Genomic DNA, 22,583 nt, shown 5'->3' with positions numbered 1-22,583 from the left:
CAGCCCGCCGTGTCCCCGGGCCGTGGGGAGCGATCCCGTCCCTCGTATGGACGCGCGGTGACGCGAGTGGAAAGCTCGAAAGACACCGCGGGCGTCACCGGAGTCGACACCGCTGAGGGTCCCCCTGACGGGGAGGATCCGCGTGTCCGCGCCCACAGTGACCTCACCGTGCACGGGAGGCAGGACCATGGGCGACAAGGCGAACCCACATTCCGGAGCCGCCGGCAGGGCTACGGCGGCCGACCACCCCGCGTCCGTACGGAATGTGGTGCTGGTCGGCCACTCCGGTTCGGGCAAGACGACCCTGGTGGAAGCTCTCGCGCTGACAGCGGGAGCGGTGAACCGGGCGGGCCGTGTGGAGGACGGCGGCACCGTCTCCGACTACGACGAGATCGAGCACCGTCAGCAACGCTCGGTGCAGCTCTCCCTCGTCCCCGTCGAATGGGGCGGGTACAAGATCAATCTGCTGGACACCCCCGGATACGCCGACTTCGTCGGGGAACTCAGGGCCGGTCTGCGAGCGGCGGACGCGGCCCTTTTCGTCGTCTCGGCCTCGGACGGCGTCGACGGCTCGACCCGCATGGTGTGGGAGGAGTGCGCGGCGGTCGGCATGCCCCGGGCGATCGTGGTGACGCACCTGGAGGCCGCGCGGGCGGACTTCGAGGAGATGACCCGCACGTGCGCGCAGACGTTCGGCGGGGACGACCCCGACGCCGTACTGCCGCTCTATCTGCCGCTGCGCGGCCCGCAGGGTCCGGACGGGCACGCCCCCGTGACCGGGCTGACCGGGCTGCTGTCGCAGAAGCTGTTCGACTACTCCTCCGGCGAGCGCAAGGAGTCCGAGCCGGGCCCCGATCAGCTGCCGGCGATCGAGGAGGCCCGGAACCGGCTCATCGAGGGGATCATCGCGGAGAGCGAGGACGAGACCCTCATGGACCGCTATCTCGGCGGTGAGGAGATCGACGTCACGACCCTCGTCGACGACCTGGAACGGGCCGTCGCCCGCGGGGTCTTCCACCCCGTGCTGGCCGCCGCCCCCGCCGCCGACGGCGCGAAACAGGGCCTCGGCACGGTCGAGATCCTCGAACTGATCACCGGCGGCTTCCCCACCCCCCTGGAGCGCGAGACGCCCGCCGTCACCACCCCCGAGGGCACGCCCCGCGAGATCAAGGCGACCTGCGACCCCGACGGACCGCTGGTCGCCGAGGTCGTCAAGACCGCCAGCGACCCCTACGTGGGCCGTATCTCGCTGGTACGGGTCTTCTCCGGCACCCTGCGACCCGACGCGACGGTGCACGTGTCCGGGCACGGCCTCGCCGACCGGGGGCACGAGGGCCGTGCCCTCCACGAAGCGGACGAGCGGATCGGCGCCCTGTCCGCGCCCTTCGGCAAGCAGCAGCGGACGCTCACGCACTGCATCGCGGGCGACCTGGCCTGTGTCGCGAAGCTGAGCCGCGCGGAGACCGGGGACACGCTTTCGGCCAAGGACGACCCGCTGCTCATGGAACCGTGGGAGATGCCCGACCCCCTGCTCCCCCTCGCCGTCCAGGCGCACAGCAAGGCCGACGAGGACAAGCTCTCGCAGGGGCTGGCCCGGCTGGTCGCCGAGGACCCGACCATGCGGCTCGAACAGAACCGGGACACCCACCAGGTCGTCCTGTGGTGCCTGGGCGAGGCGCACGCGGACGTGGCCCTGGAACGGCTGCGCAGCCGGTACGGCGTCCAGGTCGACGTCGTACCGCACCGGGTCTCCCTGCGCGAGACGTTCGCCGACAGGTCGGCCGGGCGCGGCCGGCACGTGAAGCAGTCCGGCGGCCACGGGCAGTACGCGATCTGCGAGATCGAGGTGGAGCCGCTGCCCGGCGGCTCCGGCATCGAGTTCGTCGACAAGGTGGTCGGCGGAGCCGTGCCGAGGCAGTTCATCCCGTCCGTCGAGAAGGGGGTGCGGGCCCAGGCCGCCAAGGGCGTCGCGGCCGGCTATCCGCTCATCGACGTGCGGATCACACTGCGGGACGGCAAGGCGCACTCGGTGGACTCCTCGGACGCCGCGTTCCAGACGGCGGGCGCGCTGGCGCTGCGCGAGGCCGCGACGGACGCGAAGATCCACCTCCTGGAGCCGGTGGCAGAGGTGTCGGTCCTCGTCGGCGACTCGTACGTGGGCCCCGTGATGAGCGATCTGTCCGGGCGGCGCGGCCGGGTCGTCGGGACCGAGCAGGCGGGCGGCGGGCGCACCCTGGTCCGCGCGGAGGTGCCGGAGATCGAGATCGACCGGTACGCCGTCGATCTGCGCTCCCTCTCCCACGGCACCGCGCGCTTCGGCCGCCGGTACACACGGCACGAGCCGATGCCCTCCCATGTGGCCGACAGGGTTCGCGAACAGATCAAGGAGCACTGACGGTTCGGGGCGGAAGCGAGGTCCCGGCGCTCTGTCGGCGAACGGCCCCGGCCGTTCGCCGAGGGACCGTGGGCGGGGCAACGCCGTTTCACGGCCGGTGGGTTCCGTGAATGTCCGTTCTTCGCACCGCGCGGTGTCCACCGCTGCGGATACGCTGATCACCTGATCGACAATATGGCTCGATCGGGCCCGGATCGGGTTATGACCTGATCAACAGGTGTGCGGAGCACGGAAGTCGGGAAGAGCCGCAGGAGCGAGTGTGCGGCGATGGGGGCGGCGGCGGTGGCGGACAATTTCGATTTCACTCCCGGGGCACAGGTGCCGCTGACGGGCACCGCGGGCCAGACGGCGGCGACGTACGCCCTGGCGTCCGCGGCCTACCGGGACAACGAGATCGCGGAGATCCTCAAGGCCAACAACGACTGGCACAAGTCGGCGGTGAAACCCGGCCGCAAGTGGGCGACCATCTTCCGGCCGAACCTCGGGGAGGCGTTCTCCCTCGCGGTGCGGGACCGGATGGTCGGCGCGGGCCGCAAACCCCTCATCCAGTCCTTCGGCATGGAACCGCAGGTCGTCGTCGAGCACTGCCTCGCGGCGAACAACATCCGCCGGGAGCGCGACAACTGGCTCTCGGCGGTGATGGTCCTGTGCGGCCTGCTCTTCCTGCCCGGCCTGCTGCTGTGGCTGCTCGTCTTCCAGATCCGCACCACGGTCGCCAAGCTTGACAAGCGCGCCGGCGTCCTCGGCACCACACTGCTGTTCGCCGTGGGCGCCCTCGCCGTGATCTTCCTGCTGAGGATGCCGTTCGACGGCATCTGGGGCTGGTACGCACGCGCCTGCGTGGTGCTGCCCGTGGTCGGCTGGTTCTGGGCGAAGCAGATCTGTGAGCGCGCCGCCGCGGACCTGCGGGACCGCTGGTCCGGTCTGCTGGCCGGCGGTGGCGTCGGCGCCAAGATCCCCGAGGCCGTGCCCGGCAGTCCCAACGAGACCAAGGCCGAGCAGCTGCGCAAGGAACTGGCCCGGCTCAGCGCCGAGCAGCGTTCCAACCTCGTCTTCTACGCCGGTCCCAAGGGCATCCTCGGCATGGGCACCCGCTGGGGCGCCTGGCAGCTCGCGGAGGACCTCGTGCCGGCCGAGGCGGGCAAGGAGATCCACCCGTTCCGCAGCTGGGACGTCATACGCGCCATCCACGACCAGCTGCGCATGCTGGAGCGCACCCCCCTCAACACCGGTGGTTTCACGGCGCCCTCCATCAAGCACTGGATCGTCAGCCCCATCGGCGAGGGCGCGGGCGCCGTGGCCCGCCCCGACAGCACCGACGTGGACGCCTACCAGTTCAAGTCGCACGCGATACAGGAGATCTGCAACAAGCAGCACTTCGGCAGCGGCAACCGGCACTACCTGGGGGTCCAGTGGACGCTCTGGGACGGCCAGTTGATCATCACCATGATGGTCACGGTCACCGTGCTGCACCAGACGCTCCGCATCGAGGTGACCGGACACGCCCTGGGCCCGGTGCACGGACTGTTCACGACCGGGCCGGCGGCCAAGGAGAAGGAAGTCCAGAAGTCGCTCAGGTTCTGGGAGACCCGCAAGGTGAAGCTCCCCCTCGTCGACGCGGACGAGGTCGTACGCCTCGCCGCGCGTGCCCCGCTGACCTGGTACCCGCCGCTGCTCAACTGGCTCGGCGGTTCCATCGGCCTGCCCGAGCCGTTCGGTCTGCGGCACGCCTGGGCCGACCAGCCCTGGCGGCACCGCTTCATGGCCGACGACGCGCTGCGCGCCGCCACACCCGTGCTCCGCGTGGTGCACAACGCCGCGATCAAGGTCCTCAAGGACAACGGCGTGGACACCGAGAAGTTCGGCTCCCGGGCCGGGTTCCTCAGCGGGGCGGTACAGGACGTGTCGCCGCGGAAGGCGGACCTCTACGACGCGTGAGCGCTGCGCCGGCCTGGGCCGGGGGGTGCGGGGGGCGGTGGCGTTCTCGGGTGCGGGTGGGTGGGGGCCCGCGGGCGAAGGACCGCCGAGGCCAGGTTCAGTGCGTCGGCCAGGCCTCGGCCAGCATCTTTCTTGTGTCGGCCAGGAGTTGGGGCAGGATCCGGGTGTGGCCGACGACCGGCATGAAGTTGGTGTCGCCGCCCCAGCGGGGGACGATGTGCTGGTGGAGGTGGGCCGCGATGCCGGCGCCCGCGACCGTGCCCTGGTTCATGCCGATGTTGAAGCCGTGCGCGCCGGAGGCGGTACGCAGGGCGGTCATGGACTGCTTGGTCAGCTCGGCCAGCTCGGCGGTCTCCGGCCCGGTGAGGTCCGTGTAGTCGGCGACGTGCCGGAAGGGCACGACCATGAGGTGGCCGCCGTTGTACGGGTACAGGTTGAGCACCGCGTACACATGCTCGCCGCGCCTGATGACCAGGCCGTCCTCATCCGACATCGCCGGGATCGAGCAGAACGGACAGCCGTCGCCGGCCCCGGGACCGGTCGGCTTGTTCTCACCCTGGATGTACGCCATCCGGTGGGGCGTCCACAGGCGCTGGAACGCGTCCTGCGTCCCCACTCCGATCTGCTGCTCCGGCTCACTCGTCATGCAGTGCAGCATATTGCTTCGCCCGTTCGCGGCGTGTCGGCGGGTACCCGGGCGCGACCGGCGGGCCCAAGCTGAGGCGATGGACCTCGACAGCCGCACGCTCCGCTGGGAGCAGCGCACCGGACGCGTCCTCGCCGGGGCGTCGGCCCTCTTCCTCGCCTCGTACGCGGTACGGGTGCTCGCCCTCGGCCTCCCCCAGGTCTGGCTCGACCTCTGTCTGGCGGTGACCATGGCGTGCTGGGCGATCTTCGTCCTCGACTACGCGGTGCGCTGGCGGCTGAGCGGACTGGGCCCGAAGTTCGTGCGCGTCCACTGGCTGGACACCATCGTGCTCGTGCTGCCACTGCTGCGCCCCCTGCGGGTGGTGCAGATCCACGACGCCGTGCAGCGCCGCCACGAACGACCCCGGCTCTCCCTGCACGCGCGCGTGGCCGTCTACGCGGGCCTGTCCGTGACCCTGCTCGGCTTTACCGGCGCCCTCGCCGTCTACCAGCAGGAACACGACGCACCGGACGCGACGATCCTGACGTTCGGGGACTCCGTGTGGTGGACCTGCGCCACGCTCGCCACGGTGGGGTACGGGGACGTCACGCCCGTGACGCCGATGGGCCGGACGATCGCCGTGTTCCTGATGGCCTGCGGTCTCGCCCTGCTCGGCACGGTGACGGGTTCGTTCGGGACGTGGCTGCTCCAGGTGTTCGCGCGGGAGGACGAGCAGGGGCCCCCGGTGAGCTGAACTCTCCGGGGGCCCCGCCTCGGCGCGGGTACGCCTCAGATCTGGACGCGGTCCTCCACGACCTGCGCGATCTTCGCGATGGCCTCCTCGACCGGGATGCCGTTCTCCTGCGAGCCGTCGCGGTAGCGGAACGAGACGGCACCGGCCGCCATGTCCTCGTCACCGGCGATGACCATGAACGGCACCTTGGCCTTCTGGGCGTTGCGGATCTTCTTCTGCATACGGTCGGAGGAGGCGTCGACGTCGACGCGCAGCCCCTTCTTCTTCGCTTCGGCGGCGAACGTCTGCAGGTAGTCCACGTGCGCGTCACCGATCGGGATACCGACCGCCTGGACGGGTGCGAGCCAGGCCGGGAACGCGCCCGCGTAGTGCTCCAGGAGCACCGCGAAGAACCGCTCGATGGAGCCGAACAGCGCGCGGTGGATCATGACCGGGCGCTGCTTGGCACCGTCCGGACCGGTGTACTCCAGGTCGAAGCGCTCCGGCAGGTTGAAGTCGAGCTGCACGGTCGACATCTGCCAGGTGCGGCCGATCGCGTCCTTGGTCTGGACGGAGATCTTCGGCCCGTAGAAGGCGGCGCCGCCCGGGTCCGGGACCAGCGGGAGGCCCTGCTTCTCGGCCACCTGCCGCAGTGTCTCGGTGGCCTCCTCCCACACCTCGTCGGAGCCGACGAACTTCTCCGGGTCCTTGGTGGACAGCTCCAGGTAGAAGTCGGTCAGACCGTAGTCGCGCAGCAGGTTCAGCACGAAGGTGAGCGTCTTGTCGAGCTCGTCCGCCATCTGCTCACGGGTGCAGTAGATGTGCGCGTCGTCCTGGGTGAAACCACGCGCGCGGGTCAAGCCGTGCACGACGCCGGACTTCTCGTACCGGTACACGGTCCCGAACTCGAAGAGACGCAGCGGCAGTTCGCGGTACGAGCGGCCGCGCGCGTCGAAGATCAGGTTGTGCATCGGGCAGTTCATGGGCTTGAGGTAGTAGTCCACGCCCTCGTCGAGCTGCATGGGCGGGTACATGCCGTCGGCGTACCAGTCCAGGTGGCCCGAGGTCTCGAAGAGCTTCCCCTTCGTGGCGTGCGGGGTGTAGACGAACTCGTAGCCCTCCTCCTCGTGCCGGCGGCGCGAGTAGTCCTCCATGACCCGGCGGACGACGCCGCCCTTGGGGTGGAAGACGGCGAGGCCGGAGCCGATCTGCTCCGGGATGGAGAACAGGTCCAGCTCGCTGCCCAGCTTGCGGTGGTCGCGCTTCTCGGCCTCGGCGAGGAAGTCGAGGTGCGCCTTCAGCTCCTCCTTGGAGGGCCAGGCGGTGCCGTAGATGCGCTGGAGCATGGGGTTCTTCTCGCTGCCGCGCCAGTACGCGGCGGCGTTGCGCATCAGCTTGAACGCCGGGATGTTGCGGGTGGTGGGCAGGTGGGGACCGCGGCAGAGGTCCTTCCAGCACAGGTCACCGGTCTTGGCGTCCAGGTTGTCGTAGATCGTCAGCTCGCCGGCGCCGACCTCGACGTCCGCGCCGTCGTCGGAGGAAGCCGAGCCCTTGAGGCCGATCAGCTCCAGCTTGTAGGGCTCGTCCGCCAGCTCCTCGCGGGCGGCCTCGTCGGAGACGACGCGGCGCGAGAAGCGCTGGCCGCGCTTCTGGATCTCCTGCATCTTCTTCTCGACGGCCTTGAGGTCCTCGGGCGTGAAGGGCTTCTCCACGTCGAAGTCGTAGTAGAAGCCGTCCCGCACCGGCGGACCGATGCCCAGCTTCGCCTCCGGGAACAGCTCCTGCACCGCCTGCGCCATGACGTGCGCGGTGGAGTGGCGCAGGATGTCGAGGCCGTCCTCGGAGGAGATCTCCACGGCCTCGACGGTCTCGCCGTCGCGCACCTCGTACGCGAGGTCCTTCAGCTCTCCGGCCACGCGAGCGGCCACGACGGTACGCTCGCCGGCGAAGAGGTCGGCGGCCGTAGTGCCCGTCGTCACCACGCGCTCGTCCCGCTCGGAATCGCGTTGGATGATCACACGGACGTCGGACACCGGTTTCTCCTACCTGAAGGGGCGGCCCGGTCGGTCTGCTGCGGCCAGGGCCATTGGGAAGGATCGTACCGAGCCCGGGGTGCTCCTCGCGAAACAGATACCTCAGTCCCCTCCGCAGGCCTCCTCGAAGAAGGCCGTGATCTCCGCGGTCTCCTGCAGCGACTTCATCAGCCGGTCCCGCTCCGCCTCGTCGACCTGCACGGGCGCGATGCCGTCGGCGTCCGTGAGCCGCCGGAACCCGCCGCGGCTCTCCAGCCTCCCGCGCACCCGGACCGGCAGTCCCACGAGGTGGGCCTGGCCCGCGATCCGGTACGACTCCTCGTCCAGGGTCATACGCACGTGCGGCACCTCGGCGCCGGCGAGGACCCGCAGCCGTACGGTGCCCTCGCCGCGCCCGGCGGACCGGCGCATCCGGACCACGGCCCCGGTGATGCGTACCGGGATCGAGGGCTCCTCGCGCAGATACCGGGCGCCGGCCTCGCGCAGCACGGGCAGGTCGCCCGGGGAGAACTCGACGGGCTCGGCCGGCGCCGTGCCCCCCTCGGGGACCCCGGCGGCGGGTGCCCAGTCCACGGCGACCCGGGCGCCCTCGGTGCCGCGGACGAGGGCGACGAGCGCCTCGGTCAGCTCATGGCTGACCCCGGCCTCGACAGCGCCGTCGAAGGCCTCCATGCCGCCGGTGGCCCGCTGGTAGTCGATGGCCTCGCGGGCGGCGTAGAGGGCCTGGTGCAGGCGCAGGGCCAGGGGGCGGCCGCCGGCCACGGGGACGAAGGCGGTGAGGTGGCGGCCGCCGGGGGCGGCGCCGACGAGGACGCCGTCCAGACAGGCGGCGGCGGGCAGGCGGTGCCGGGCGCCGTAGTACCCGGCACGCGCGCGGGTGGCCAGCGCCGCCGCGAGGAGCATCTGGCGGGCGGCCGAACGCAGTTGGTCCTCGACACCCCAGGAGGCGGTGCCCAGTGGGCCGGTGGGCACGTCCCGCCACCAGTGGATCTCGTCGCTGGGCACGGTGAGCGCGACCAGCACGTCCCGCGCGGCGGGCGAGCCGCTCCGGGACAGGGCCGTGAGGGCTTCGCCGAGCAGGTCGTCGCTGTCGGGAAAGGCCCGGTTCTCGGGCACGAGCAGGCTCATGCCCCGCCCGGCCGGCCCCGGCGGGGTCCAGCGGCCGTACCGCCCGGTGGCTCCGCCGCGCCGCTGCCAGCCGTGCCGGCGCAGCAGGGCGCCGAGAACCCCGGGGTCGACCTGGTCGGGGTCGGGCGGCCGGGTCCAGGTGGGCTCGACGGGGTGGGACCGTACCGGGCGTACGGGCTCCCCGATGGGACGGCGTACGGCCGCACCCTCCGCGTCGGGACGCGGCGCCCGGCCGTCCTCGCCACCCGGACGGCTCGCCGTCCCGTCCTCGGCGTAGGGACGCCGGTCCGACGTGTCGGCACCTCGCGCGCGTCGGGCGGACGCGTCGTCGTAGGGCCGTCGGCCGGGTCCCTCGTCGTAGCGGCGCGTGCCGGAGCCGTCGTCGTCGATGGGGCCGTGGGTCACGGTCTGCCTCCCGTTCCGACCCGCGTCATGATCTCGCAGAGCGCTCGGTCGTCGAAGATGCGCGAGGTCGGTATGCGCACGGTGGTGCGGTGCCTACCGGTGATCGGGTGTCCGGCGAGGTTGATCCAGTAGCAGCAGTGCCGCAGGTCCAGACGGTCGTGACCGGCCCGCAGCCACTGCTCCTGCGAGCGGGGGACGATCATCACGACCAGGATCTTGTGCACCGACACGGGGGTGCGGGCCAGCTTCGCCAGGTGCTGGTTGTCGAGGGTGAAGGAGAAGGACCGGCCGGCCGGGTTCGGCGCGAGCTGGTAGGTGGCCTTGAGCTGCACCTTGATGGTGACCTCGTCGTCGACCGTGTGACCGGGCGAGCCGTGGCTGACGTGCCAGTCGATGCCGTTGTCCGGAAAGGGCTGGGAGAGCGAGCAGCCGGCCGCGGCGGCCACCGCGTGCAGATAGCCCACCTGCAAAGTCTCCATGCAGGCGGTGGTGGCGAGGGAGCCGCGGAGCGGTGCCGCGTGCTCGGGCAGCAGCCCGCCCCGCTCGGGCTGCGCTATGGCCATGACCAACAGCCTTCCAGTGCTGGTGTTTCCCCGTACCGAGCCGCTGAACTGCGCAGACCCGTACTTCTGTTGTCTCCTTCCGGCGTACGGCGCAAACAGCCCGGGTATCACCAAACTGGCAGAAGACGGGACGTCAGCTGCCGTGGGTGAACGAGGAGTTGTGGACACATGACGTGTTGGTACGAGGGGCCCTTGGCGGCGTTCGACACGGAGACCACGGGTGTGGACGTAGAGACCGACCGGATCGTCTCGGCGGCCGTGGTCGTCCAGGACGCGCCCGGCACCCGCCCCCGGGTGACCCGGTGGCTGGTGAACCCGGGCGTGCCGGTGCCCGCCGCGGCGACGGCGGTGCACGGGCTGACGGACGAGCATCTGCAGCGCGACGGCCGCTGGCCGGCGCCGGTGATGGAGGAGATAGCCAGGGCGCTGGCGGAGCAGGCGGTGCGCGGCCGCCCGCTGGTCGTCATGAACGCGCCGTTCGATCTGACGCTGCTTGACCGTGAGTTGCGGCGGCACCGCGCCTCGTCGCTGGACCACTGGTTCGAGGCCACGCCGTTGCGGGTCCTGGACCCACGGGTCCTGGACAAGCACCTGGACCGCTACCGCAAGGGCCGGCGCACGCTCACCGACCTGTGCGCGCACTACGAGGTCGAACTGGACGGCGCGCACGACGCGGGAGCCGACGCGCAGGCGGCGATGGACGTCGTCCGCGCGGTGGGGCGCCGGTTCGCGACCCGGCTGGCCCGTCTCTCCCCCGCCGAACTGCACACGCTGCAGGCCGTGTGGCACGCGGCGCAGGCGCGCGGCCTGGAGGCCTGGTTCGCGCGCAGCGGCACGGACGAGGCGGTGGACCCGGCGTGGCCGTTGCGTCCGGACATGCCCGCGGCGGCATGAAAGAAGCCGGTCCGCGTATGCGGACCGGCTCTACCCGGTGGGCGATACTGGGTTCGAACCAGTGACCTCTTCGGTGTGAACGAAGCGCTCTCCCACTGAGCTAATCGCCCGGGAACGGACTGAACAATACAGGTCCCGACGGGTCTGGTTCAAACCGCTTGGCCAGGTTCCGTGAGGTACGCGAGGAGTCCTCGTCGTCCTGCCCGCATCATCAGGGCGTGGTTGGCGCGGAACACGGGCCGTCCCGGTACGGCCAGCCGTCTCAGCAGGGGCTTGGTGACGTCGACTTCCTGGTCGTAGCGGGCGAGGGTGCCGGCCCCGTCGGGGGTGAGTGTCCAGCGGGCCCAGCCGTCCAGGTCGCCGGTCATGCCGATCTCCAGGATCCCGGCCGCCGCGTCGCGCCGTACCTCGCGGGCGGTGAAGGCGAGGTCGTACGGCAGGACCGAACGGATCCGTACGATGCCGGTGGTGGCGTCGATCCGGATCACCTCGCGGACCTGGGGCCACCAGCGCGGGTAGTCGTCGGCCCGCTGGAGCGCGTCGTACACGGCGGCGGGCGGCGCGGGCAGCCTCCAGAGGCTGCGGAAGCGGTAGTGACACCAGTCCATGGTCGGATTCTGCCCGCTCCGGGGTCCTTGGCACGGGATCTGAGTACCTCCTGAGTACCGGCACTCATGCCCATCCGGCGTGACCCGGACCACACTCCGGGCATGACGCATTTTCCGTCCCCGGCCGAGGAGTTGCGGGTCCTCGACTCCGAGCTGCGGCAGCTCGACGCCCGCCGCGCCTTCCTGCTGACGCGCCGTGCCTGGCTGGTGCACGTCCTGTACGCACCCTCGTCCGCACCCTCGTCCGCGTCCGCGCCCGCGGCGACGCACGGGCGGCGCCCCGAGGCGACGGGGCCCGGGGTCCAGAACGTGCTGCTGATCCTCGGGGGCGTCCTGCTGACCGTCGCGGCGATCGCGTTCACGCTGGTCAGCTGGGGATACATGGGAATCGCGGGCCGGTCCCTGGTGCTCGGCGCGGTGACCGTGGCCGCGCTCGGCACCCCGGTGCCCCTCCTGCGTCGCGGCCTGCGCTCGACCGCCGAGGCGGTGGCCGGTCTCGGCCTCGCCCTGACGGTCCTGGACGCGTACGCTCTCCACGAGGTCGCGTTCACCGGGGCGGACGCGACGGGGTACGCGGCTGCCGCGTCGGCGGTGCTGGCGGCGTTGTGGGCGGCGTACGGGCTGGGGCTCGGCGCGCAGGCGCCCCGAGCGGCTGACACCGACGCGGCGATCACCCGCACCGCCCTCGCTCTGCCGCTTCCCCTCGCCCTCGTCGCCGCTCAACTCCCCTTGTTCCTCTGGTCGTTCGCGATGAACGCGGGCGTGGAGACGGTCACGGCCGTGCTGCTGGTGACAGCGGCGGCCGACACCGCGATCGCGCTCCGGGCGCCCTTCAAGCCGGTGCGGATCGTCGCTGTGGTGGGCGCGTTCGGCTGGGGTGCCTGGGGTGTACTGGCGGCCGGGTGGCTCTCGTGGGCCGCCGCCGGCCCGAGCGCCGCCGCCCGTGCGGCGGCGCTCCTCGCCCTCGGCGCGGCGATCGCCCTGACCACCGCCTGGTTCACGCCCAAGCGGGCCCTGGCCCTCGGGACCGCTCTCACCGGTGGGCTCCTCGTGGTCGTCGGCGCCGGTGGCATGGCCCGCTCGGTCCTGCCCGAGGTGTGGACGGTCCCGGCCCACCTCCTGTGCGGAATCGCCCTGTCGGCGGCCGTACGCACGCAGGCCCCCGGGCCCGTACGCCGGGGCCTCGGGCACGCTTGCGCCGTGGTCCAGGGCCTCGCCGTGGCCACCGCGCTGCCGACCGTGGCCATCGCGCTGCTCGGCCCGGTCGGCCGGATCGAGCGGGTCTGGTCGGGTGCGCCCGTGGACGCCCGCGCGGCGGTGACGCTCGACGCGCCCTGGCCGCCGAACACGGCCACCGTGCCCCTCGTGCTCGCCGTCGTCGCCGGCGTGCTGACCGTGACCGCGCGCACCGTGAGATGGCGGACCCCGGCCCTGGTCGGCGCCCTCGTCCTCAGCTGGGCGACGGTCCTGGTACTCCCCCCGGTCCTCGAACTGCCGTTCACAGCCGGGCTGGTGGCGCAGGGTCTCCTGGTCGTGGCCGCACTGGGCTTCGCCGCGCTCGTGCGGCCGGCGGAACCCGGGCGCCTCCAGGCACCACTGCCCCTCACCGGCGCCGTCCTGGCCCTCGTCACCGCCCTGGGCCTGGCCCTGCACTCCCTGGCCACCGAGCCGGCCACCCTCACCGTCCTCGCCGCCTCGACCGTCGTGTTCGCGGCGGCGGCCGCCCGGCGCGACGACCTGGGTCCCCTCACCGCCCCCGTCTCCCTCGCCCACGCCACCGCCCTGACCTGCGCGATCGGCGCCTCCGCCGACTGGGAGCCGCAGCACACGGCCCTGCTCGTCCTCGCCGTGCCGGCCGTCGCGGCCCTGCTCGCGGCCCGCCTCGGCGACTCTCCCCTGACGATCCCCGTCGAGGCGACCGGCGCCGCGGCCGGCCTCGTGGCCCTCGCCCTCTGTGCCGCACACCCACCGCTGCTGGCCCTGACCCTCGCGCTCTGCGGAGTCATCACCACGGGCACCGCCCTACGGCCGGACCGCCACCGGCTCGGCTACGCGGCCACCGTCCTCTTCGTGCTGGCCTCCTGGGTACGGCTGGCCGTCTGGGACGTCGGCTCCCCGGAGGCGTACACCCTGCCGGTGACCGTCCCGGCCCTGCTCGTCGGCCACCTGCGTCGGCGCCGGGACCTGACCGCCTCGTCCTGGACGGCGTACGGCCCGGGACTCGCCGTCACGCTCGTCCCGAGCCTCGTCGCGGCCTGGGGCGACGCGCACTGGCTCCGCCCCCTGGTGCTGGGCGCCGCCGCCCTGCTGATCACGCTCCTGGGCGCCCGCCACCGCCTCCAGGCTCCCCTGCTCCTCGGCGGCGGCACGCTCACCCTGGTCACCCTGCACGAACTGGCCCCCTACATCGCCCAGGTCGTGGACGCCCTCCCCCGCTGGGCGCCTCCCGCCCTCGCGGGCCTGCTCCTGCTGGCGGCGGGCGCCACCTACGAACAGCGCCTGCGCGACGCACGACGAGTGCGGGACCTCCTGGGAAGGCTGAGCTGAGGCGCGCGCGCCGTCAGGGGCGCGGGGAACCGCGCGCCCAGCCACGACGATCCCGCGGTTCCCCACCCACCCCAGCCACCACAAGCCCTCCGCTCTACCCGGCGGAGCGCTACGGCATCTTGTCGCCCACCAGCGCCAGGTTCTGGATCGCCGCCAGCCCGTACAGCGCGGTCGCGTTGGTCGACACCCACGCCGCCTCGCTGCCCGGCACGAGCGCCGTCGGCCCCTCGATCTTCTTGGTGGTCCAGTCGGTCGACTCCTTGTAGTCCCAGGTGTCGGCGCTGTTGTAGAACTGCCGCCACGCACGGGCCGCGAGCTTGTCGTCCTTCAACTGCACGGCGGCGTAGGCGTCCTGTCGCGAATGGCCCTGGAAGAGCAACAGGCTGCCGAAGTTGGAGCCGTAGCGCGCGGCCTGCTCCGCCTTCGTCGCGTTGAAGTAGCGGCAGTAGTCCAGCCAGGCCTCCTTGAACTTGGGCATCTCGATCTGGTCGAGGAGTTCCGCGCACATCTCGACCAGCCCGAACATGGCCGACAGATGCGAGACCCCGACCACCGGCTTGTCCGCGACGGCGAACTTCCCGGTGTCCAGGTCGTACAGCCCGGTGCCCTGGACGAAGCCGTTGGGCTGGGCGGCGATCGTCTCCATGGTCGACAGGACGCGCGCCCTGGCCTTCTCCCACTTGGGGCCGCGCCGCTCCCACTCGGTCAGCCACGCCGACACGAGCCCGGACCAGTCGGTGCCGAAGCCGATCGACAGCGCCTTGCGGTCGGGGGTGTAGGGCTCGGTGCGGATCTTGCGGATGGGGTCGAGGACGAGGAACGTCTCGTCGGAGTCGACGTTGGCGTGCATGAGGTCGCCGACGCGTTCGTCGGCGGTGAGGAAGTAGTAGTAGCGGCGGTAGGTGGTGTTGGCGATCCGCTGTTGCTTGGCGCTGTCGGCGTAGTGCTGGACGCCGTGCCGGGTGCCGAGGCCGGCCCATTTGCCGAGGTGGTAGACGTCGACCTCGCCGGTGTGGCGGGTCATGGCCTCCGCGAAGCGGAAGATGTCCGCGCGGCCGGAGCGCATGTACGCGAACCAGAGCCACAGGTCCGGCGAGAGTTCGGAGTTGTCCCAGGCGTAGCCGCCGATGTCGTAGCACCACTGGTGACGGCTGGGGTCGTAGGTGTGCATGATGTCGCCGTAGTCCCAGAAGCCGTACCACCGGCGCATCTCCACCTGGTCCTTGTAGTAGGTGAAGAGGAAGTCCAGGTGGTTCTCGATCTTCGCCTTGGCGGCGGTGGAGCGGTCCGGCTCGGCGAACAGCCTGCCGAAGACGCCCGCCTTGACGAGTTGCTTGGGCGGGGCGGCGAGCTGCGGGGGCGTGCGGACGGCCTCGACCTGCTTGGCCATGTCCTCGGCACCCGGGGTGGACTCATGGGCCCAGAAGAGGAGTTCGCTGGTGCGGGCGATGCCGTAGGGGGTGCCGAACCCGGGCTCATAGTCCTCGTAGGTGATGTTGAGGCCTTCGAGCTGCTCGGGGAAGGTGTCCTGGCCCATGCCGTCGTGGTAGAAGCGCAGGTCCATGGGCCGCGCCTCGGGCGACCAGAGCCAGAGGGTGACCTCGGCGGTGTCGGTCTGCGCGTCGCGGATGTCGAGCTGGGCGGGGAACTTCTCCCAGAAGTCCCGCAGGCCGAAGGCGAACCCGCCGGACGCGCCACCGACGTAGCCGAAGCCGCTGGCCCGCCGGCCACCGCCGGCCGGGATCCAGCCGTGGCCCTTCTTGGTGCGCTTGCGGACACCGAAGCCGTCGGCGGACAGCTGCGAGAGCGTGTAGTCGCCCCACTCGGGGATGTACTGCAGGCGGGTCGTGACGCGCTGGTCCCAGGTGGACGGGTCGGGCAGCTTCTTCCCCTCGAACTGGGCGGTGCGCACGGCCGTCCCCGGGTCGCGCCGCAGGCCCGTGACTCCCTTGACCGCCTCGCGCAGCAGACCATTGCCCTCGCCGCCGATCCGGATGTGGCGGTCGTACGCGGCGTCGCGCATCGGCACCTCGAAGCGGACGCCGATGCCGCGGACGAAGTCGCCGCCGGCCTTTCCGGGCTCCTGGTTGCCGTCGAAGGTGATGGTGTGCACCATGCGGAACGACTCGGCGCCCGCGTAGAAGTAGAGGCGGATCGAGAAGGGCAGCCAGCTGTGGCTTCCCTTGCGGTGCTTGCCGTCGATGCGGACCACGGCACGCACCGGGCCCTCCTGCTCGACCTCGACCTCGTCGATGAGGCTCTCGTAGCGCTGGAACTTCTCGGTGCCCTGGTCGCCGTCCTCTATCTCGGGCTGACGCAGCAGCACCAGATGGCCGTGGTGGGCGATCTCGGTGGAGCCGCGGAGCACGGACTTCACCAGCGTGGAGCCGGACTTGCCGATCTTGGCGGTGATGACACCGGTCGACACGTCGATGGTCGTGCCGCGCTTGTCGACGGTGACCTTCTTCTCCGGCGCGGCCGGCGTGCCCGCCGCGAGGGTGAGCTTTCCGGAGCCGGCCCCCGCGCCCACCGCGTGCGCGGTCCACTTCAGGGAGCCGTCGGGCCAGTAGCCGATCGGCCAGGACTGCACGGCCACGGCCTTGCCGTCGCCGTCGGTCAGGGAGAACGACTGTTCTTTTTCGTACGCGCCCTTCGGCCACGGCACCCCCACGGTCGAACCGGGGGCGGCTCCGAGCCCGCCGTCCTCCAGCCAGTCCAGGGTGACCGGATCCGCCTCCGCCGCTTCGGCCAGGGGCGCGGCCTGCGCGTTCGAACTCCCTAGAGCCCAGCTGACCTGCGCTGCGGCTCCTGCGACGGCGGCCGCCTTGAGAAGGGACCTGCGGTCGATGGGGGACATGGCCTTTCCTTTCCGTACGGGAAGTCTTGCGTGCTGATGGTCAGGGGCATGACAGAGAGAGGTACGACGCCTCCGGGGCGTCGACCTGAACGGACGGCACCGCCCGCCGCGGTCAGCGGTGGCGGTACCGCTCCTCCACGGCGACGGCCGCCGCCGCGACGGCCCCGAGCACCGGGATCGCCAGCGGCGCGACGAACCAGGCGGAACAGACCACGACGGCCAGTCCGCCGACGAGCAGAAACGACCCGGCGGGGTCGAGCACGGTCCGCCGCCCGGCCGCGCCGAGCAGCGCCCGCCAGGTGGCGCCGGGCCGCCAGACCGCCGCCGCGCGCAGTCCGGCGACCACGGCCCCGATCAGCGCGAGGACACCGACCGCGCCGACCAGCGGCCCGCCCGGAATCCCGGCGCGTACGGCCTGCACGTCCACCCACACCGCCGCGAGCGCCCCCCATCCGGCGAGCCCGACGAGCCAGCCGCCGCGTACCGCCGTCCGGACGTCGGCCCAGAACTCCCGCCAGCCGCCGCCCTCATGGGCCGTGCGGCGCCGCAGGTGCCGGGAGCCGGCGGCGAACGCGGCGGGGTAGGTCACCAGCGGCAACGAGGCCAGCGCGATCCATACCCCGGTGAGCAGGCACTCGGCGAACAGCGCGAACCGTTCGGCGAGCACGGACTCCCCGCGGGGCGCGGCGGCCTTCGCACGGGCACGGGCCTGGGCCATGGTCAGCTCACCTCAGCCCTTCAGTCCCGAGGTGGCCATGCCGTCGATCAGATAGCGCTGGAAGGCGAGGAAGAAGGCGAGCACCGGCAGCAGCGCCACCAGCGACATCGCGATCATGCCGCCGTAGTTGGCGACCCCGTCCTGGTCCACGAACATCTTCAGCCCGAGCGAGACGGTGTACTTGTCGGGCTCGTTCAGATAGATCAACGGGCCCATGAAGTCGTTCCAGGAGTTGATGAACGTGAAGATCGCGCTGGTGATGAGCGCGGGCCGGCACAGCGGCAGCACGATCGACCAGTAGATCCGGAAGTGCCCGCAGCCGTCGAGCCGCGCCGCCTCGTCGAGCTCCTTGGGCAGGTTCCTCATGAACTGCACCATCAGGAAGACGAAGAACGCCTCCGTGGCCAGGTACTTCGGCAGCAGCAGGGGGGTGTAGGTGTTGATCAGTTCCATGTTGCGGAACAGCACGTACTGCGGGATCAGCAGCACGTGGTACGGCAGCAGGAGCGTGCCGATCATCAGCGTGAAGAGCAGATTGCGTCCGGCGAACTTGATCTTCGAGAAGGCGTAGGCCGTCAGCGAGCAGGACACCAGGATCCCGACCACCGAACCCACGGCGAGCGTGAGCGAGTTGAGGAAGAAGGTCGAGATCGGGATGTCGGCGATGCCGTCGGAGAGCCGGGTGTAGTTCGCGATGATCGGATCGCTCGGCAGCAGATCCAGACTGCCGACGATGTCCTCGCTCTTCTTGAACGAGCCGCCGACGACCCAGATCACCGGGTAGAGGATCACCGCGAGGATCGCGAGCGACCCGATGTGCCAGGCGAGCGAGCCGGGCAGCCTGCGACGCAGGGCACCCGTTCTCGCGGAGGGTCCCGGGGCCGGGGTGATCTCGGTGGCCTGTGCGCTCATCAGGCACCCTCCTCGTAGTGCACCCAGCGCTTCTGGGACCAGAACAGCACCGCCGTCACCAGGGCGACCGCGACCAGCAGCAGCCAGGCCATGGCGGAGGCCAGACCCATCCGGCTGTTCTCGAAGCCCTGGACGTACAGATAACAGGTGTAGACCATGGAGCCGTCGGCCGGACCGCAGGCATTGCCTCCGGCGCCGCCGCCGACGATGTACGCCGAGCTGAAGATCTGGAACGAGTGGATCGTCTCCAGCAGGACGTTGAAGAAGAGGACCGGGGAGATCATCGGCAGGGTGATGTTCCAGAACCGCCGCCAGGGGCCCGCCCCGTCGACCTCGGCGGCCTCGTACAGCTCACGCGGGACCTGCTTGAGACCGGCGAGGAAGATGACCATGGGGGCGCCGAACTGCCAGACGGTGAGCGCCACCAGGCTGTAGATGATCATTTCCGGGTCGCCGGTCCAGCCACCGACGTCGATGCCGAAGATCTGCTGCGTGCGGTCGACGATCGCGTCGTCGGAGAAGATCGCCTTCCAGACGATCGCGATGGAGACGCTGGCACCGATCAGCGACGGCGCGTAGAAAGCGGCCCGGTAGAAGGCCTGTCCACGCCGCTTCTGGGCCAGGAGCAGCGCCACGCCGAGGGCCGCGATCAGTTTCAGCGGTGTGCCGACGACGACGTACCAGAGGGTGACCCGCACCGAGTGGCGCCAGCGTGGGTCGGCGAACATCTCGGAGAAGTTGTCGAGGCCGATCCACCTGGGCGCGTCGAACAGGTTGTAGTCGGTGAACGCGAAGTAGAGCGAGGCGATCATCGGGCCTGCCGTGAGCAGCAGGAAACCGGCGATCCAGGGGGACATGAAGAGATAGCCGGCCAGGTTCTCCCGGCGGCCCCGCCGCTTGAGTGCGGCGGGGCGGGGAGCCTTGGCCGGACGGTGCCGCGGCTCGGAGTCCTTGGCCAGGTCCTCCGTCGCAGGGGCGTGTGTCACGGCGGTTCCCATCAGCTGCCGAGAGCCGTCTTCGACTCGGTGAAGAACTGCTTGACGGCGTCGTCCACCGAGCGCGTGCCCAGGCCGAGTTCCTCGCCGATGCGCAGGAACGCGGCCTCACAGATGTCCGCGCCGTTCGGGTGCGGAGTGATGGGCTCCAGGACGCCTGACGCGACGAGGGACTCCTCGTACGCGGCGATCGCCTTGTTGACCGGGTCGGTCGGCTTGAACGCGTCGTACTGGGCCTGGGTCGCGGGCACCCCGCGGTCGTAGCCCATGATCTTGGCGACCTCGGGCTCGTGCACCATGAAGTCGATGAACTGGGCGACTTCCTTGGGGTGCTGGGTGCGCTTGGACGCGCTGAGCATGAGGGAGCCGAGGTACTGGCCGGTCTTCTTGCCGTCGGTGGTGGGGATGGGGGCCAGCCCGTACTCGCTCTTGCCCTCGGCGGTGTAACGGACGGTGAAGTTGTCCCAGGTGAACTCACCGGCGGCGAGTTCCGCGGCGACAGCCGACTTGGGCTTGATCTGCGCGACCTTCTTCGGGTCGGCGTAGAGGCCCTCCTCGATGCCCTTCCTGGCCTTCGTCCACCACTGCTTCAGATCCGCCTCGGTGAAGCCGAGCCCGTCCTCGGTGAAGAACGCCTTGCCGTTCTGGCGCAGGTAGAGGTCGTAGAGGTACATGACGCCGTACATGCCGCTGTCGCCGGCGCGGCCCGTCTTGTCGCGGATCTTCTTCATCCCGGCGTCGAAGTCGTCCCAGGTCCAGCCCTGCTCCGGCTTCACCCCGGACTTGGTGTAGACGGGCTTGTCGATCACCAGGGCCATCGAGTTGGACCCGACCGGCACTCCGAGCAGCTTTCCGTCGACCTCGCCGAACTTCTCCAGGCCCGCTCTGAAGCCCTCCAACGACAGGTGGCCCGCTTCGACCTGTGGGCCGAGATCGAGCAGCACATTCTTCGCGTCGTATTTCCGGAGGAATCCGATGGCATTCTGGAACACGTCCGGCGGATTTCCACCGGAGGCCTGGGTGTTGAACTTCTTCCAGAAGTCGGGATAGGGCTGGAAGTCGGTCTTGACCTTGATCTTCGGGTACTTCTTCTCGAAAAGCGCGATGGTCTTCTTGATGCGCTCCGCGCGGTCCTCGGCACCCCACCAGGCGTAACGGATCGTCACCGTCCCGTCTCCCGCGCCACTGCCGCCGCCGCAGGCCGTGGCGGTCGCCCCCAGCCCCGCGACGGCCAGTGAGGCTCCGGCCGCCTTGAGGACCGTCCGCCTCTCAACGTTCCTGTTCTGCTGCATGGTTGAGCCTCCCCGCGACGTTGCGTCCGCGCCATGAATCGTTTCAAGTAAGCGCTTGCTGGCACAAGGTACGGAGAGCCTCAGGAGACGTCAATGATTCGGACAGGAATTGATGGAAAGCGGCCTCGCTCCAGCACCCGCGGCGCCGAGGTCGCAGGTGACGGTCGGTCAACCGTAAGCGCAGGTCGGGGAGTTGCGACCGACGGGCCGAACACGACGGACGTCGAGGAGCGGTGAACCGGAGAGACTGAAAGGAGTCAGTGGGGCGACCCCGGGCTTTTCTCGCCGAACCCACCCGAGACCATGGCGGACCGGCCGGACACCGCCCCCGGCCGAGGGCGAGGAGGAACTGGATCCGGCCAAATTCGAACTCCACCGAGGGCGCCACCGCAGCCGCCCGGACCCGTCGAACGGCCCCGGACCGCCCCCCGGCCTCCACCATCCCTACTGCTCACACAGGTGCCGACAGGCATGTGTACCCACAACGAAAAGCGGCCCGGTCCATGTTTCCATGGACCGGGCCGCCATCATCCGGTGGGCGATACTGGGTTCGAACCAGTGACCTCTTCGGTGTGAACGAAGCGCTCTCCCACTGAGCTAATCGCCCGGACGCAGGAAGAACATTACCCCATGTCAGCGGGTACCCCCGACCACGCTCGCCGCCACCGCGCCGGCTCGCCGCCGATCACTGGTCCTTGATGTTCCAGGGCATCTCGAAGCCGAACTTCCAGACATAGAAACCGACCAGCACGGCCACGATCACCAGGCCGATCGACGTCAGAATGATGTTGCGGCGCCGGACCCTGGGGTCGAGGGCGCGCTGGGTGGCCTCGGAGACCTTCCGCTTGGTCCAGCGGAGCACCAGCTGGGCCCAGACGAACTCCGTCGCCCAGATCGCCATGCCCCCGAAGATCACGAGCCAGCCGGGGCCGGGCAGCGGAAGCATGATCACTCCCGCGACCACCACCGCGAGGCCGACGACGAAGACAGCCACCTGCCAGCTCACGTGCAGCATCCGCCGCGCCCTGACGAATTCCGGCGCACGAGATCCGAGCGGCGCCTCGTTCTTGGCCACATCGGCCTCACAGTTCGCTACATCCGTGTCACTCTTCGTTCCGTCGGCCGCCACACCGGCCTCCCCCGTTCCGTGACTCCCCGTGTCCATACAGCCAAACCCTACCGGAGAGAAACCGGTCACCGGAATGGTCGTACCCACCGAAGACGGTCTCGGCCGGATGAGCTACCAAAAGCAACGCAAAACTCCCAGAGGGGTTTACAACGGCACCGTAGGTGGCATGTCGATTTCGCCGACGTGCGAATCCCCGAGCGCACACTGAGCGAAAGGCCTTGGCGCTTATGAACACCACGGTCAGCTGCGAGCTGCACCTGCGCCTCGTTGTGTCGAGCGAGTCCTCACTGCCTGTTCCCGCGGGACTGCGGTATGACACGGCCGATCCCTACGCCGTGCACGCCACCTTCCACACCGGAGCAGAGGAAACGGTCGAGTGGGTGTTCGCCCGCGACCTCCTCGCCGAGGGCCTGCACCGGCCCACCGGCACCGGCGACGTCCGTGTCTGGCCGTCCCGCAGTCACGGCCAGGGCGTCGTGTGCATCGCCCTGAGCTCCCCGGAGGGCGAAGCCCTCCTCGAAGCCCCGGCGCGAGCCCTGGAGTCCTTCCTGAAGCGCACAGACGCCGCCGTGCCACCCGGCACGGAGCACCGGCACTTCGACCTCGATCAGGAGCTCTCGCACATCCTGGCCGAAAGCTAGGGCGAGGCCCCCACAGAGCCGCCCGGCGCCGTCCACTCGGGGAGACGGCTCGGGCCAAGACAACCGAATACGGCTTCAGGCCGACCCAACGACGCCGTCGTCGCGGACCTCCGCGCGGCGGCGTCCTGGTGTCGTCACCGAGTGTGACGCGAGCCGGGCACGAAACG

General features: G+C 70.5%; 17 protein-coding genes and 2 tRNA genes. 6 read left to right on the top strand and 13 right to left on the bottom strand.

Annotated elements, in window-relative coordinates; translation table 11 throughout:
- Window positions 1-187 precede the first annotated feature (187 nt).
- Window positions 188-2,395 (top strand): elongation factor G-like protein EF-G2, encoded by a 2,208-nt coding sequence (locus STRBO_RS0116075; protein ID WP_005485418.1) that lies wholly within the window; start codon window positions 188-190, stop codon window positions 2,393-2,395.
- A 267-nt stretch (window positions 2,396-2,662) separates the two neighbouring features.
- Window positions 2,663-4,333 carry a hypothetical protein gene (locus STRBO_RS0116070; RefSeq protein ID WP_005485417.1) on the top strand — a complete coding sequence of 557 codons (1,671 nt, stop codon included), beginning with the start codon at window positions 2,663-2,665 and terminating at the stop codon, window positions 4,331-4,333.
- A gap of 97 nt (window positions 4,334-4,430) precedes the next feature.
- Here the strand turns inward: STRBO_RS0116070 and STRBO_RS0116065 are convergent, their stop codons facing one another.
- Window positions 4,431-4,991: an HIT family protein gene (locus STRBO_RS0116065; protein ID WP_005485416.1), complete on the bottom strand. Its 561-nt coding sequence runs from the start codon at window positions 4,989-4,991 to the stop codon at window positions 4,431-4,433.
- A 67-nt stretch (window positions 4,992-5,058) separates the two neighbouring features.
- Here STRBO_RS0116065 and STRBO_RS0116060 point away from each other — a divergent pair, with 67 nt between their 5' ends.
- Window positions 5,059-5,715, top strand: coding sequence for a potassium channel family protein (locus tag STRBO_RS0116060; RefSeq protein WP_005485415.1), 657 nt, complete (start codon window positions 5,059-5,061; stop codon window positions 5,713-5,715).
- 35 nt (window positions 5,716-5,750) lie between these two features.
- On the opposite strand, the gene thrS is transcribed toward STRBO_RS0116060, so the two are convergent.
- The 3 genes from thrS to STRBO_RS0116045 form a co-directional block, all read right to left on the bottom strand.
- The gene (thrS, locus tag STRBO_RS0116055) at window positions 5,751-7,727 is read right to left on the bottom strand and encodes a threonine--tRNA ligase (protein WP_005485414.1); all 1,977 of its coding nucleotides are present in this window, start codon (window positions 7,725-7,727) and stop codon (window positions 5,751-5,753) included.
- 102 nt (window positions 7,728-7,829) lie between these two features.
- A complete protein-coding gene (locus STRBO_RS0116050; RefSeq protein WP_209442974.1) occupies window positions 7,830-9,041 on the bottom strand; it encodes a hypothetical protein in 1,212 nt (403 codons plus the stop codon).
- Window positions 9,042-9,256: 215 nt separating this feature from the next.
- Window positions 9,257-9,823, bottom strand: a complete 567-nt coding sequence (locus tag STRBO_RS0116045) for a DUF4365 domain-containing protein (RefSeq protein ID WP_020114449.1) — start codon at window positions 9,821-9,823, stop codon at window positions 9,257-9,259.
- A gap of 168 nt (window positions 9,824-9,991) precedes the next feature.
- Here STRBO_RS0116045 and STRBO_RS0116040 point away from each other — a divergent pair, with 168 nt between their 5' ends.
- Complete coding sequence (locus STRBO_RS0116040) at window positions 9,992-10,717, top strand: 3'-5' exonuclease (protein WP_005485410.1); 726 nt, start codon at window positions 9,992-9,994, stop codon at window positions 10,715-10,717.
- 38 nt (window positions 10,718-10,755) lie between these two features.
- On the opposite strand, the gene STRBO_RS0116035 is transcribed toward STRBO_RS0116040, so the two are convergent.
- A tRNA-Val gene (locus STRBO_RS0116035) sits at window positions 10,756-10,827 on the bottom strand.
- A 39-nt stretch (window positions 10,828-10,866) separates the two neighbouring features.
- Window positions 10,867-11,325, bottom strand: a complete 459-nt coding sequence (locus STRBO_RS0116030) for an SRPBCC family protein (RefSeq protein ID WP_005485408.1) — start codon at window positions 11,323-11,325, stop codon at window positions 10,867-10,869.
- Between the two features lie 102 nt (window positions 11,326-11,427).
- Here STRBO_RS0116030 and STRBO_RS0116025 point away from each other — a divergent pair, with 102 nt between their 5' ends.
- A complete protein-coding gene (locus STRBO_RS0116025) occupies window positions 11,428-13,872 on the top strand; it encodes an SCO7613 C-terminal domain-containing membrane protein (protein WP_237547660.1) in 2,445 nt (814 codons plus the stop codon).
- A gap of 109 nt (window positions 13,873-13,981) precedes the next feature.
- On the opposite strand, the gene STRBO_RS0116020 is transcribed toward STRBO_RS0116025, so the two are convergent.
- The 7 genes from STRBO_RS0116020 to STRBO_RS0115990 form a co-directional block, all read right to left on the bottom strand.
- On the bottom strand, window positions 13,982-16,729 hold the full coding sequence (locus tag STRBO_RS0116020) for an exo-rhamnogalacturonan lyase family protein (protein ID WP_005485404.1): 2,748 nt from the start codon (window positions 16,727-16,729) through the stop codon (window positions 13,982-13,984).
- A 112-nt stretch (window positions 16,730-16,841) separates the two neighbouring features.
- On the bottom strand, window positions 16,842-17,447 hold the full coding sequence (locus STRBO_RS0116015; RefSeq protein ID WP_005485403.1) for a hypothetical protein: 606 nt from the start codon (window positions 17,445-17,447) through the stop codon (window positions 16,842-16,844).
- 12 nt (window positions 17,448-17,459) lie between these two features.
- Entirely contained in the window at window positions 17,460-18,359 is a 900-nt protein-coding gene (locus STRBO_RS0116010) for a carbohydrate ABC transporter permease (RefSeq protein WP_005485401.1), read from the bottom strand.
- Window positions 18,359-19,357, bottom strand: a complete 999-nt coding sequence (locus tag STRBO_RS0116005; protein ID WP_020114448.1) for a carbohydrate ABC transporter permease — start codon at window positions 19,355-19,357, stop codon at window positions 18,359-18,361. Before STRBO_RS0116005 ends, STRBO_RS0116010 begins: the two co-directional genes overlap by 1 nt.
- Window positions 19,357-20,646 (bottom strand): ABC transporter substrate-binding protein, encoded by a 1,290-nt coding sequence (locus tag STRBO_RS0116000; RefSeq protein WP_005485398.1) that lies wholly within the window; start codon window positions 20,644-20,646, stop codon window positions 19,357-19,359. The genes STRBO_RS0116005 and STRBO_RS0116000 overlap by 1 nt, the downstream gene beginning before the upstream one ends.
- 535 nt (window positions 20,647-21,181) lie before the next feature.
- Window positions 21,182-21,253: transfer RNA gene (locus tag STRBO_RS0115995), tRNA-Val, on the bottom strand.
- Between the two features lie 78 nt (window positions 21,254-21,331).
- A complete protein-coding gene (locus STRBO_RS0115990) occupies window positions 21,332-21,811 on the bottom strand; it encodes a TIGR02611 family protein (protein ID WP_005485396.1) in 480 nt (159 codons plus the stop codon).
- A gap of 191 nt (window positions 21,812-22,002) precedes the next feature.
- Here STRBO_RS0115990 and STRBO_RS0115985 point away from each other — a divergent pair, with 191 nt between their 5' ends.
- On the top strand, window positions 22,003-22,416 hold the full coding sequence (locus tag STRBO_RS0115985; RefSeq protein ID WP_004002642.1) for an SsgA family sporulation/cell division regulator: 414 nt from the start codon (window positions 22,003-22,005) through the stop codon (window positions 22,414-22,416).
- Window positions 22,417-22,583 lie beyond the last annotated feature (167 nt).

Origin of the sequence: Streptomyces bottropensis ATCC 25435 (assembly GCF_000383595.1) — a bacterium.
Lineage (GTDB): Bacteria > Actinomycetota > Actinomycetes > Streptomycetales > Streptomycetaceae > Streptomyces > Streptomyces bottropensis.
Note: the sequence above shows the minus strand (reverse complement) of the source record. Positions and strands in the feature narration are given on the sequence as shown.

Bases quoted from the DNA above. Each gene is read 5' to 3' on its own strand.
- STRBO_RS0116075 (WP_005485418.1), top strand. From the start codon at position 188: ATGGGCGACAAGGCGAACCCACATTCCGGAGCCGCCGGCAGGGCTACG.
- STRBO_RS0116070 (WP_005485417.1), top strand. From the start codon at position 2,663: ATGGGGGCGGCGGCGGTGGCGGACAATTTCGATTTCACTCCCGGGGCA.
- STRBO_RS0116065 (WP_005485416.1), bottom strand. From the start codon at position 4,991: ATGCTGCACTGCATGACGAGTGAGCCGGAGCAGCAGATCGGAGTGGGG.
- STRBO_RS0116060 (WP_005485415.1), top strand. From the start codon at position 5,059: ATGGACCTCGACAGCCGCACGCTCCGCTGGGAGCAGCGCACCGGACGC.
- STRBO_RS0116045 (WP_020114449.1), bottom strand. From the start codon at position 9,823: ATGGCCATAGCGCAGCCCGAGCGGGGCGGGCTGCTGCCCGAGCACGCG.
- STRBO_RS0116040 (WP_005485410.1), top strand. From the start codon at position 9,992: ATGACGTGTTGGTACGAGGGGCCCTTGGCGGCGTTCGACACGGAGACC.
- STRBO_RS0116030 (WP_005485408.1), bottom strand. From the start codon at position 11,325: ATGGACTGGTGTCACTACCGCTTCCGCAGCCTCTGGAGGCTGCCCGCG.
- STRBO_RS0116025 (WP_237547660.1), top strand. From the start codon at position 11,428: ATGACGCATTTTCCGTCCCCGGCCGAGGAGTTGCGGGTCCTCGACTCC.
- STRBO_RS0116020 (WP_005485404.1), bottom strand. From the start codon at position 16,729: ATGTCCCCCATCGACCGCAGGTCCCTTCTCAAGGCGGCCGCCGTCGCA.
- STRBO_RS0116015 (WP_005485403.1), bottom strand. From the start codon at position 17,447: ATGGCCCAGGCCCGTGCCCGTGCGAAGGCCGCCGCGCCCCGCGGGGAG.
- STRBO_RS0116010 (WP_005485401.1), bottom strand. From the start codon at position 18,359: ATGAGCGCACAGGCCACCGAGATCACCCCGGCCCCGGGACCCTCCGCG.
- STRBO_RS0116005 (WP_020114448.1), bottom strand. From the start codon at position 19,357: ATGGGAACCGCCGTGACACACGCCCCTGCGACGGAGGACCTGGCCAAG.
- STRBO_RS0116000 (WP_005485398.1), bottom strand. From the start codon at position 20,646: ATGCAGCAGAACAGGAACGTTGAGAGGCGGACGGTCCTCAAGGCGGCC.
- STRBO_RS0115990 (WP_005485396.1), bottom strand. From the start codon at position 21,811: ATGGACACGGGGAGTCACGGAACGGGGGAGGCCGGTGTGGCGGCCGAC.
- STRBO_RS0115985 (WP_004002642.1), top strand. From the start codon at position 22,003: ATGAACACCACGGTCAGCTGCGAGCTGCACCTGCGCCTCGTTGTGTCG.